The organism is Reichenbachiella versicolor (assembly GCF_003171675.1).
Classification (GTDB): domain Bacteria; phylum Bacteroidota; class Bacteroidia; order Cytophagales; family Cyclobacteriaceae; genus Reichenbachiella; species Reichenbachiella versicolor.
The window spans coordinates 157,260-169,010 of the sequence record NZ_QFZQ01000010.1 but is presented as its reverse complement, the minus strand read 5'-3'; the positions used below and the strand labels follow the sequence as shown (position 1 = coordinate 169,010).

Annotated in this window: 10 protein-coding genes; 6 read left to right on the top strand and 4 right to left on the bottom strand. The window is 36.6% G+C overall.

What is annotated here, in order from left to right:
• The first annotated feature begins 31 nt into the window (after positions 1–31).
• On the top strand, positions 32–1,444 hold the full coding sequence (locus DKG80_RS18465; protein WP_162555978.1) for a hypothetical protein: 1,413 nt from the start codon (positions 32–34) through the stop codon (positions 1,442–1,444).
• A 104-nt stretch (positions 1,445–1,548) separates the two neighbouring features.
• Complete coding sequence (locus tag DKG80_RS18460; RefSeq protein WP_109832851.1) at positions 1,549–3,165, top strand: OmpP1/FadL family transporter; 1,617 nt, start codon at positions 1,549–1,551, stop codon at positions 3,163–3,165.
• On the opposite strand, the gene DKG80_RS18455 is transcribed toward DKG80_RS18460, so the two are convergent.
• From DKG80_RS18455 to DKG80_RS18440, 4 genes are all read right to left on the bottom strand, one after another.
• Positions 3,155–3,667, bottom strand: a complete 513-nt coding sequence (locus DKG80_RS18455; protein ID WP_109832850.1) for a shikimate kinase — start codon at positions 3,665–3,667, stop codon at positions 3,155–3,157. The genes DKG80_RS18460 and DKG80_RS18455 overlap by 11 nt on opposite strands.
• Before the next feature lie 5 nt (positions 3,668–3,672).
• Positions 3,673–5,409 carry an ABC transporter ATP-binding protein gene (locus tag DKG80_RS18450; protein WP_109832878.1) on the bottom strand — a complete coding sequence of 579 codons (1,737 nt, stop codon included), beginning with the start codon at positions 5,407–5,409 and terminating at the stop codon, positions 3,673–3,675.
• Between the two features lie 196 nt (positions 5,410–5,605).
• On the bottom strand, positions 5,606–6,346 hold the full coding sequence (truA, locus tag DKG80_RS18445; protein WP_109832849.1) for a tRNA pseudouridine(38-40) synthase TruA: 741 nt from the start codon (positions 6,344–6,346) through the stop codon (positions 5,606–5,608).
• Positions 6,343–6,594 carry a hypothetical protein gene (locus tag DKG80_RS18440; protein WP_185140180.1) on the bottom strand — a complete coding sequence of 84 codons (252 nt, stop codon included), beginning with the start codon at positions 6,592–6,594 and terminating at the stop codon, positions 6,343–6,345. Before DKG80_RS18440 ends, truA begins: the two co-directional genes overlap by 4 nt.
• A 218-nt stretch (positions 6,595–6,812) precedes the next feature.
• Between DKG80_RS18440 and DKG80_RS18435 the strand changes: the two genes are divergently transcribed.
• The 4 genes from DKG80_RS18435 (at position 6,813) to DKG80_RS18420 (ending at position 11,751) form a co-directional block, all read left to right on the top strand.
• The gene (locus DKG80_RS18435) at positions 6,813–7,598 is read left to right on the top strand and encodes an enoyl-CoA hydratase/isomerase family protein (protein ID WP_109832848.1); all 786 of its coding nucleotides are present in this window, start codon (positions 6,813–6,815) and stop codon (positions 7,596–7,598) included.
• A gap of 26 nt (positions 7,599–7,624) precedes the next feature.
• Positions 7,625–9,139, top strand: a complete 1,515-nt coding sequence (locus DKG80_RS18430; protein WP_109832847.1) for a lipopolysaccharide biosynthesis protein — start codon at positions 7,625–7,627, stop codon at positions 9,137–9,139.
• A 106-nt stretch (positions 9,140–9,245) separates the two neighbouring features.
• Positions 9,246–11,015: a tetratricopeptide repeat protein gene (locus tag DKG80_RS18425; RefSeq protein ID WP_162555977.1), complete on the top strand. Its 1,770-nt coding sequence runs from the start codon at positions 9,246–9,248 to the stop codon at positions 11,013–11,015.
• Positions 11,008–11,751, top strand: a complete 744-nt coding sequence (locus tag DKG80_RS18420) for a DUF4292 domain-containing protein (protein WP_109832845.1) — start codon at positions 11,008–11,010, stop codon at positions 11,749–11,751. The genes DKG80_RS18425 and DKG80_RS18420 overlap by 8 nt, the downstream gene beginning before the upstream one ends.

Genomic DNA, 11,751 nt, shown 5'->3' with positions numbered 1-11,751 from the left:
ATCAATGTCTCACCAAAACAAGGAGGTTGATATGAATCTAGACTACACACTAAAATCCTTTTTTCTAATTGCTTTAGGAGCTCTTTTGTCCCTAGATGTAATTGCTCAGGAATATGATGATATGTATTATTCATCAAGAGATCGAAAAAAGGAGAAGAAGATTAAATATCAAGTAAAGACGCCATCTTATACTAAAACGTATTACGATGATTCTTACAAACCGTCAGCATTGACAGAGGAGGAGTCGATTTCTAAAGAAGAAACGAATACTGATGCACAATACAGTCCTTCTTATATAAATGAATACATCAACAGAAATCAGTTAGATCAGACTGAAAATATAGTTGAGCAGTCAGAGCAAATTCCACAAAATCAATATTCAGGTACAGTCGCTACTAATACTGTCGATAATTATAATGCCAACTATTCTCAAGATGAGCCAGTAGTAGTAAATAACTATTATGGTAATATCTATGAAGGAAGAGATGAGTTTTATCCAGGGTCGCAGGCCAGTCTAGGAATGGGGTTCAACCCTTATGGTTGGTCATTTGGATTTGGTTATAGTTGGGGTTATGGTGTGTATAATCCGTACTATTGGGACCCTTTTTATAATCCATACTACTGTGCTCCTTACCCGACTTGGGGTTGGAGTTATCCTGTGGTTTATCGTGGTTATTACAGAGGATATAGAAGAGGTTATTATGATGGATACTACGGCTATTCATACAATGGATCTAGTCGATCTGTAAAAGTTTATAATCGAGGATCAAGACATACAAGATCTTCCAGTCCAGCTAGATATCGAGCTTACAACAATTCTGTGAGAGGTCGCTCAAGTAGAGTAGCTAGTACTACAAGAAGTAATGGACGAAGAAGTCCGGATGCACGTATTAGTAGAAATGGGGGTAATAGAGGAAGTTCTAATGCAACTAGAAGGGCTAATTATGAAGTAGTATCCAATGGAAACTCCAATGCTGTAAGGTCTAACGGAAGAACAAGTAATACGTCTAATTCTCCACGTACATATAGGTCTACAGATTCAAGATCGACATCAAATAGTTCAAGAACTTCTTCAAATACTAGATATTCTCGAACTACTTCCAATAATTCTAGAACATATTCGTCCAGCCCTTCTAGATCAACTAATGGTTCATCACGATCAAATACGAGCTATCAATCAAGTAATAGTAGAAGTAATTCTTATAACAATGGTTCTAATCGAAGTTCTAGTAGTAGGTCATCTAGTAGCTATTCATCATCAGGAGGTAGAAGTAGTAGATCCACGAGTAATTATTCTTCAGGTAGCAATAATAGATCTTCTAGTTACTCATCTGGGAGCCGTAGATCATCAAGTAGTTCTTCAAGATCTAGTGGATCGAGTCGTTCTTCGAGTGGCAGATCATCAGGCTCTAGTCGTTCGTCATCAGGAGGGAGAGGACGTTAATCAGATCTAAAATTTGGAAAACGATCTGTCGAAGGAATCAGGTTATAGACCGATACTGTTTGTTTTAATCGCTTTACTATGGCCATTGAAAAGAAAATCAGCGTATGAAAAAGACAATAGCAATTCTCGTTATCACTATACTGAGTCTCAAGGCTCTTTTTGGTCAAATTACAGATACTCCTTTATTTGATAAGGTTGGAGTAGCATATGGGTCATATGGTTACTATGATGTAACCAGAATGCTATCACAAACTTATGCTGCTGGGACGGCTCGTATGCAAGGAATCGGAGGAGCTCAAATATCCTTAGGAGGAGATTTAAGCGCTGCTCACTTCAATCCAGCGGGTTTAGGTTTGTACAATAGATCATCATTTACATTTACTCCTTCGCTGGATTTTCATTCCACTACGGCTGAATATGAAGGGCAGTTTACTGAAGATTACAAAGCGAATTTCAATTTTGCACATCTAGGAGCAGGTTTTCATCATGATGGTTATGGCGCATATAAAGGAGGAACATTTGCTATCACCCTGACTAGGATTAATGATTTTTATAATGACACATTTTATGGAGGGGTAACTGGAGCTGTGTCAGGAAAGTCTACATCAATTATTGACTCCTATCGTGAGCATGCTGTGGGTTTTTATAAGGATGATTTAGTCAATGCAGATAATGACGCTTATAATTCTCTTGGATTGGCTTATGGCCAATATTTAATTAATCCTGAATACGACCGAGAAGGGTTGCAGACAGGAAATTATTGGAATTTTATTGGAGGGGTCCCCGTACATGAGGAGAGGGTTATAACTCGTGGCAAGCAGTATCAATGGGATTTTTCTTATGGAGGAAATTATAATGACAGATTATATTTCGGAGTAGGGATAGGTATTAGCACGATGAATTACCGTGAAGAAAGAATATATGATGAATATGATTTTCAGGAGGAGTTATTTGATAATAGTGGTGAACCTACAGGACAATGGGTTTCGGAAGGAATATTGGATTATTTGAGTACAAGAAGTGTGATAGATATGCAAGGCGTAGGAGGGAATGCGACTTTTGGAGTCATTGCTAGGCCGGTTGATGCTCTTAGAATTGGGTTTAGCGCAAAGACTCCAACCTTTTTTAATATTGAAGAGACTTCTTCCTTGGACTTGATGACTCAGTATTTCAATTATCAATATGTGGATTCTTATTATCCTGAAGATGACGCAGAGTTAGATTATTTTTATGAAGAACTTGAACCAACCCTTACAAATATTAACCTACGTACACCATGGAAATTATCTACAGGGGTGTCAGTATTTCTAGGAAAGTCTGGTTTTTTGTCTGCTGATATTGACTATCTCAACTATAGTAACTCTAAACTAAAGGCTTATGACTTTAATGTCTCGGCTGATAATTCAACAATTAGGAATTTGTACGCGTCGACTTTTAACTATCGAATAGGAGGTGAGTTCAAAGCTGGTCCGATTCAATTAAGAGCGGGTTATGGTGTGATAGGTGACCCATACAAAAATGGAAGTATTGATAGAAGTATTCAGAGGATTTCAGGAGGTTTGGGATTCAGAAACCAAGACTTCTATCTTGATGCCTCAGTGGTTCACTCAAGGTTTGATTCTGAATTAGTTCCTTTTACATTTCCTGATGGCACAGGGCCGTCGGCTACAGTAGAAAATAAAAATACGAATGTATCAGTTACTGTTGGATTTAACTTCTGACAGTGTCTAGGAAGTGAAGAATGTCATCCATGTTCGAGTCGGAGGTGAAATCCGCTTTGCGGTAGTATCTTCTCCTCATTTCATACATGTTGGTGATTTCTTTGCGGAGGGCATCGGCAGGCATTTGATCTACTAGAGGTCTTACATCTTTCTTAGCTCCAACTCGATCAATTACAGTGTCTAATGGAGTGTCTAACCAGATAGTAGCCCCTGCTTTTTTCATTTCTTCCATATTATTAAAGAAACAAGGGGTTCCTCCACCAGTAGCAATTACAGAGGGCTCGCTTAGTTTGATTAACATCATCAACACTTTTTCTTCAGCCTCACGAAAGTAATCTTCACCTATTTCCAAGAAGATTTTATGAATAGACATGCCAAGCATGCGCTCAAGTTGTTCATCAATATCAAAGAATTGTCTGTCTAACTTTTGCGCTAGTTGTTTGCCGAATGTCGACTTACCCGAACCAGGCATTCCTATTAAGAATATCTTAGAAGCGATCATTCAAATTACGTTGTTAAGACCTCTTTATATTGCATTCTGTGAAGCTGCGCATAAAAACTGTCTTTCGCAAGTAATTCGTCATGAGTTCCGACTTCCTTGATCTCTCCTTTGTCCAAAACAATTATTTGATCTGCATGTTGTATAGTGGATAGTCTATGTGCAATTACAATAGAGGTCCTTCCAGTCATCATTTTAGATATTGCTTGTTGGATTAACTCCTCGGTTTCGGTATCAACACTAGAAGTTGCTTCATCTAGTACTATGATTTTAGGATCATAAACCATTGCTCTCACAAATGAAATTAGCTGGCGTTGGCCTACAGAAAGGGTGGAGCCTCTTTCCATTACATTGTAGTCAAATCCACTTGGAAGTTTTTTTATAAAATCCATGGCACCTACAAGCTCAGCAGCTTTCTGCACTTGTGCTCTAGAAATGTCATTGTTGCCCAAGGTGATATTCTTTTCTATGGAATCAGAAAATAAGAATACATCTTGTAATACTACTCCTATATTTTTCCTTAGAGCTGCTAATTCATATTCGGCGACGCTTCGATCGTCGAGTAAAATTTCGCCTTTTTTGATATCATAAAATCTGCTTAGCAGATTGATGACGGACGATTTACCAGCTCCAGTAGCTCCTACTAGGGCAATGGTCTGTCCAGATTTTACTTCAAAATTGATGTTTTTAAGCACATAGTCTTCATCATTGTATGCAAACCAAACATCTTTAAAAGTTACATTACCATCAATATGTTCTGGGGCATATTCCCCATCATTTGGAATATGATCTTTATTATCTAGTAAAGTGATGATACGGTTCGTACTCACTATACCCATTTGAAGTGTGTTAAATTTATCAGCTATCATACGGATAGGACGAAAGAACATCATTATGTACATGATAAATGCTATTATCACTCCAGGCTGATAGGTGGAGTCCATCATTTCTACCGCGCCATACCATACTAATAACCCAATTGCAATTGCTTGTATAACTTCAGCTACAGGAAAGTAGACAGAATAATAGAGGACAGATTTTATATTAGCTTTTTTATGTTCTTCGTTTATCTCCTTGAATTTTCGATATTCAACTTCTTCGCTATTGAAGATTTGAACAATACTCATTCCAGTAATATGTTCTTGCACAAAGCTATTGAGGTTAGCTACTGCCGTACGGACATGGTTAAATGATACTTTTATTTTTTCCTTAAATACATATGTAGCCCATATTAATATCGGAATAGAAGAAAGACTGACCAAGCTAAGTTTCCAGTCAGTGTAAAACATGAAGGACAAAATCACAACAAGTTGAAGTAAGTCACCTATCATCATAGCTATACCTTGACTGAAGACATTGGCTAGTGTTTCGATATCTGAGACATTTCTTGTTACCAATCTTCCTATTGGAGTTTTGTCAAAGAATTTAAGGTTTAACCTCTGGACATAGCTGAACAGATTCGTTCTGATATCCATGATTATTGTTTGTCCTACCCATGCAGATAGATAAGTGTGAGAATACTGAACGAAGCCCTGAATTATCAATATCCCAACTAATACATAGACCATATTTAATAGACCTTGATGATCTCCATTGGCAAGCTCGTTGTCTATGATGTGCTGAATTAGGTACGGTCGAATTGGTACCAGTAGTGCAAGTGAAATAGTCAGAAATATCAGCAAGTACATATACCCTGAATAGGGTTTAGCGAATTGAATTAGTCTTTTTAGGACTTTGAAGTCCATTATCTTCCCACTTACTTTTTCTTTTTCCACACCTCGAATTTAATTAATTGTTTAAGCAGTTGTGTTTTTTGTTATCTCGATATCAGGCGGGGGGTAAAAAGTAGTTTAATCTCATGTTCTAAAAGCTTGGATTTCTTTTATACTAACATTGTTTACCGTGTGACTTAAATACCGATATCCCAAAATCTGTTATTGGTTATAAGTAAATCTCTTCTGGGTATTCTACGGCAGATAAGTAAAGCCCATGAGCTGGTACTGACCTACCTGCTTTTTTTCTGTCTTTAGCTTCTAAAATTTTCTGAAAATCATCTACACTGATTTTTCTTTCACCGGCTAATATCATGGTACCAACCAAAGCTCGAACCATACCTCTCAAAAATCTATTGGCACTTACGTAAAACCTGTACCCTTCGTTATCCTCTTCCCATCTTGCATCAATAATTTTACAGTTGAAAGTATGTACATCCGTATGTACTTTACTGAAACTCTCAAAGTCGGTCCATTTTTTAATGACTGTGCAACAATCATTCATTGCTTTCAGGTCAAGTGATATTCTATAAAAATAGCTTAGTCCATCGGAGAAGGGATCTTTTTGCTTATTCATTTTATAGATATAGGATCTACTAGATGCTTCAAATCTAGCGCTAGCATCTTCTTTGACAGGCTTGCAAGAGTAGATTGCAATTCCTTTTGGTAGAAGACTATTGAGTTTGCCGATTAAATTTTCTGGCAGTTGTTGATCGTGATCAAAGTGTGCAATTTGTTTAGTCGCATGAACACCTGTATCGGTTCTGCCACTACCAATTGTCTCTATTTCTGATCGAAGTATGGTAGATAGAGCCTCATTGAGTACTTGTTGTATCGTGATGGCATTGGGTTGTACTTGCCATCCGTGATAAATTCCTCCATGGTAAGCCAACTCTAAGAAATACCTCATGATGGTTTCTTGAATTTTGGCTTAGCCGCTGTTTTTGGTTTAGCAGTAACTTTAGGTTCATCTATTAGCTGATATTTTCTTCTAATAGGGTTGATAATAAAAAGATTTTGCTGCGTAAAGTTGTTTGGGTGCATTTGCTCAAACTGCTCTTTTAATCCCTCGAACAATGTTTTTTCAGCGGCTTTCATTTGATTAGCGTCGATTTTTTTGCTAGTCAAATAATCTTCGAATGTAGGAGTATCTGCCATGGCAGCAAATATAATCTGTATACTCCATCTAAATTGAATATAGAATTGTTCCTAAAAAGTATTCATTTATATTTTTTTGGGAATAAACTGTTCTAAAAGCTTAGTTGATAAATTAGAGAACAGGACTTTAAGTTGGTTTTTGTTAGAAACTTTAGGCTTTCCAATTTTCGATTTCCACAGAAACTGTTCTACATTTGATTAGTTTCAATCAGATACTAATGAGCGACTATACTACACTTCTGCTTGATAATCATGAGGGAATACTTACGATTACAATAAACAGAGAAAAATCTCTCAATTCTCTTAACCAACAAACTTTACAGGATCTCAAGAATATCCTTCAGGAGATCGATGATGATGAATCTGTTAAAGGTATAATTCTTACTGGAGCAGGAGACAAAGCATTCGTAGCGGGAGCAGATATCAAAGAATTAGCAGAAGTTAATCAAGTAAATGCTCGTGGCTTGGCCGAAAGCGGTCAGGAAGTGTTCGATATTATTGAGCGTTTTTCTAAACCTGTAATTGCAGCAATTAACGGATATACTCTAGGAGGAGGATGCGAGTTAGCAATGGCATGTCACATCAGAGTAGCGACAGTAGCTTCGAAGTTTGGATTACCTGAAGTTAGTTTGGGGCTGATTCCTGGGTATGGGGGAACTCAACGCTTGACGCAATTGGTTGGAAAGGGTAAAGCTATGGAGATGATTCTTACGGGAGATATAGTGACTTCAGATCGAGCTCTTACGTTTGGTCTAGTCAATTATTTAGTGCCAGATCCCGTCGCACTAAGGCAAAAGTGCTTAGATATTATGAATAAAATTATTTCAAAAGCTCCTATGGCTATTTCATTAGCTATTGATTGTATCAATGCTGTACATACGAGTGGAGAAAATGGTTATCAGACTGAGGCTAATTCTTTTGGAAGGTTATGTGGTACTGATGATTTCAAGGAAGGTACTAAAGCTTTTATAGAAAAGAGAACACCAACTTTTACGGGTAAGTAGCTAGGCTCAAAAATTAACATCACTTAATGGCTTTAAAGAAGCTCGCAGGAGATACCGTCTGGTATGGAGGAAGTAGTATACTGACTCGAATGATTTCGTATTTCATGGTACCGCTTTATACTGCGGTATTTCAGATAGGAGAATATGGGATAGTCACCGAGTTCTATGCATATATTGCGTTTTTATATGTTATCTACACCTATGGAATAGAAACTACATATTTTCGGTTCGCGACTAAAGGAGAAGATGAGCATCAAGTATTCAACTTAGGCTTAAGCTCTATTTTAGTTTCAAGTTTGGTGTTTTCTGCTTTGCTCTGCTTTTTGGCTACTCCAATTGTGAACTTTTTAGAGTATAGAGGTCAAGAATCAGCAATTTATTATGTATCAAGTATTATTTTCATAGATGCAATAGTGGCTGTTCCGTACGCAAGGTTGAGACTAAAAGGAAAAGCTAGAAAATTTGCCTTTATAAAGTTGACTCAAGTCTCTACTACCTTGGGGCTGAATGTTTTTTTCCTTTTAATCTGTTATCCTATAGTGAAAGGAGAATTATTTAATCAATTTCAACCTTTCGTAAGTTTTTGGTTTGATGATGTATTTGTAGTCAAGTATGTATTTGTAGCTAACTTAATGGCAAATGCGTTGATATTGATTCTTTTAGGAAATGAGTTTAAGGGATTCAATTTTACTCTGAACATTTCTCAACTAAAACCAATTCTTAGTTATTCATTTCCGCTTTTGTTTATGGGGTTAGCAGGAGTCACTAATGAGATGCTTTCAAGAGCATTATTGAAAAATTGGTTACCGATTGGTTTTTACGCAGGTCTTAATAATCAAGAAGCATTAGGGATTTTTGGAGCGGTATATAAACTGTCTATTTTCATTCAGTTAGGTATTCAGGCATTTCGATATGCTGCTGAGCCATTTTTTTTCTCTAATGCTGCGGATAAGAATTCCCCGCAGCTCTTTGCAAAAGTGATGACTGCATTTGTTCAATTCAATGCCATTGTATTTCTTGGGATTTGTATGAATCTAGACTGGCTTGGTATGGTTATTCTTAGAAATCAAACTTATCAAACAGGACTGCATATCGTACCTTTTTTATTGATGGGATATATTTTTAGCGGAGTTTATTACAACTTGTCTGTTTGGTACAAGGTCTCCGATCAGACTAAGTATGGTGCTATTATTACATCTGTAGGTGCTGTTCTTACAGTTGTTTTGAACTTTCTTTTGATTCCAATGTTGGGCTATCTTGGCAGTGCGATTGTCACATTTTTAGTTTTCTTTAGTATGTCATTGATTAGCTATATACTTGGAAAAAGACACTTTTCGGTACCATATGAAGTAGGTAAAATATTTGAGGTATTGTTTCTTGCTAGTGGGATAGTTTATTTGATGGAAATAATAAGTTGGCCTAATTTCTGGTTAAGTCTAGCAATTCGAAATATGATAGTCCTATGTTTCGTTGTTTATATCTATCTAAGAGAACGAAAAGCTCTTGTTGGACGTAAAGTCTTTGGAGTTACGTTGCCATAATCGATAGAAGGTGTTAATTGTGGGTGATATGTCATTTAATACAGGGAGAAATGGAATTCAATGCCTTCTAATTTCCTTATTTTTGCTTTTAGACCTTTTCAAAAATATGAAGAGAAGTTATATACATAAGTCAGTTCTATTTTCTATTCTGTTGCTCTGTATGATGCTGATAGGAGGAGGATCAGCTTATTCTCAAAAAAAGAAAAAGAAAAAATCAGAAAAAGCTTCAGAAACTGTAGTCTTGTCGGAAGAGCAGGTGACGGAATTAGAACATTACTTCCTAGAAGGGGAGAAGTATTTTATACTAGGAGATCGTCAAAAGGCTTACTCATTCTTTGAAAAAGTTCTTGAATTAGATTCTGACAACGCTGCCGCCAATTACAAACTTGGACAGATCCTTTTAGAAAATCGTGAATTGAACAAAGCCTTACCATTTGCAAATAGATCAGTAGAGCTTTCTCCAAAGAATAAATTTTATTATTTGCAGTTGGCAAATATTCAAACAACGATTGGCCAATTAGAGGCTGCAGAGAAGACTTATTTCAGTCTAGTAGAAAATGTAGAAGGGACAGAAAATCATCTCTTTGAGCTGGCAGCCATTCAACTCTATCAAAAAAAGTATGATGATGCTATTGTTACGTACAATTTAGCAGAGACCAAGTTGGGTACTATGGAAGAGATATACCAACAACGTCAGCAGATATATTTAAAACAAAATAAGCTTGATTTAGCAATAGATGAAGGGAAGCGTCTTGTTGGTCTTTACCCAAATGAAAAAAGCCATGTCTTGAACCTTGGAAGGATAATGATATCTAACGATCGATTAACAGAGGCTAAAGAGTTTTTAGAGGAGTCTGTCAAGGTTAATCCGGATGAAGAAGAACTGTTCATCTTACTTGCGGAGGTTTATCGAAAAAATGGAGACCCTGAAAAAGCATTGCAATCATTGAAAGTACCTTTTGGAAGTTCTTCAGTTGATTTAAATGCTAAAATTAGGACGCTAGCTGGTTACTTGGGGATGCTTCCAAATGAAAAATTAAATGATCCTCTCATGGTTTTGGGAGAAATATTGGTGGGAACACATCCAGACTCTTATCAAGCTTTAGCTATGATCGGCGATCTGCATTACAATGTGCAAGAAAAAGAACAAGCTAGATCTTATTATCTAAAAGCAGTCAAAATAGATGGGTCAAATTTCAATATTTGGCAAAACATTCTTTCCCTTGATATGGACTTAAGAGATTATGATGGTGCTATCGATCATGCTAATCTTGCACTAGAAACATTTCCAAATCAAAGCTCTCTTTATTATTTCAGTGGAACAGCTTATTTGATTAAGAAAGATTACGAGAATGCCATTAAGACTTTCAATACAGGAAAAGCTTATACAGCTCGTGATAATAATATGAAGAGTTTGTTTCATGGTCAGTTAGGTGACGCCTACAACAGCATGGGAGATCATGAAAAATCAGACGCATCTTATGAGGCAGCGTTGAAAGCCAAACCAGATAATGATCATGTGTTGAATAACTATAGTTATTTCCTATCTCTACGTAAAAAAGATCTGGAGAAAGCTAAGTTGATGTCAGGCAAAATTGTGAAAGCGTATCCGGAGAACCCTACCTATTTAGATACTCATGCTTGGGTCTTGTACATGATGGAAGATTACGAAGGCGCAGCCAAATATCTAAAAATGGCTTTGGACTTCGACCCAAGTGCAGTAATTGTTGAACATTATGGTGATGCATTATTTCAGTTAGGCAGGATTGATGAGGCTCTAGTACAATGGAAAAGAGCACGTGAATTATCTTCCGACGATAGTACCAATTTAGAAACTCTAGATAAGAAAATAGCTAGTAGGCAACTTTATGAATAAATATTTCTGGTCTTTGGCCTTGTTGATAATAATGTCATCATGTGCCAAGAAATTATCTCTATTTAATCCCAATCCTGATAAATTCAATTTGAATAATTTAGAGTACGAATATATCGCTACAAAGTCTAAGGTGCGTTTTGAAGATAATGGGAAGAAACAAAAAGCAATTGCAAATATTCGATTGAAGAAAGACAGTATTCTCTGGTTTTCTGTTACGCCGGGCATGGGCATAGAAGCTGCTAGGGGTGTAGTGACTCAAGATGAGTTTATTATTATTGACAGGATACATCGTAGCTATGTAAGACGCCCTATCAGTGAGTTTTCTGATAAAGCTCATTTCGATTTGGATTTAAGTTTATTAGAGTCAATTCTGGTCGGGAATATGATATGGCCGGTTGAAAAGAAAGGCGAAATTTCCAAGGAAGATGACTTTTATATTGTATCAAAAGAGAAAGGAGATCTTCAAATTGAAAATTATATAGGAACTAATAGTATGAAACTGGAGAAAGTACATGCTATGAGTGATACTACGTCGAGTACATTAGACATTTTGTATAAAGACTTTCAGAAGTTTTCGGGACACGTGGTTCCTAGTAAGGTTGATGCCAAAATCAGTTATAAAGTACTTAATAGACAGAAAATGTCTAATATTACAATCGAACATACTAAGGTTGATATCGATCAGGGAACCTTGACTTTCCCATTTAGTATTCCACGAAAGTATAAAGCTAAATAG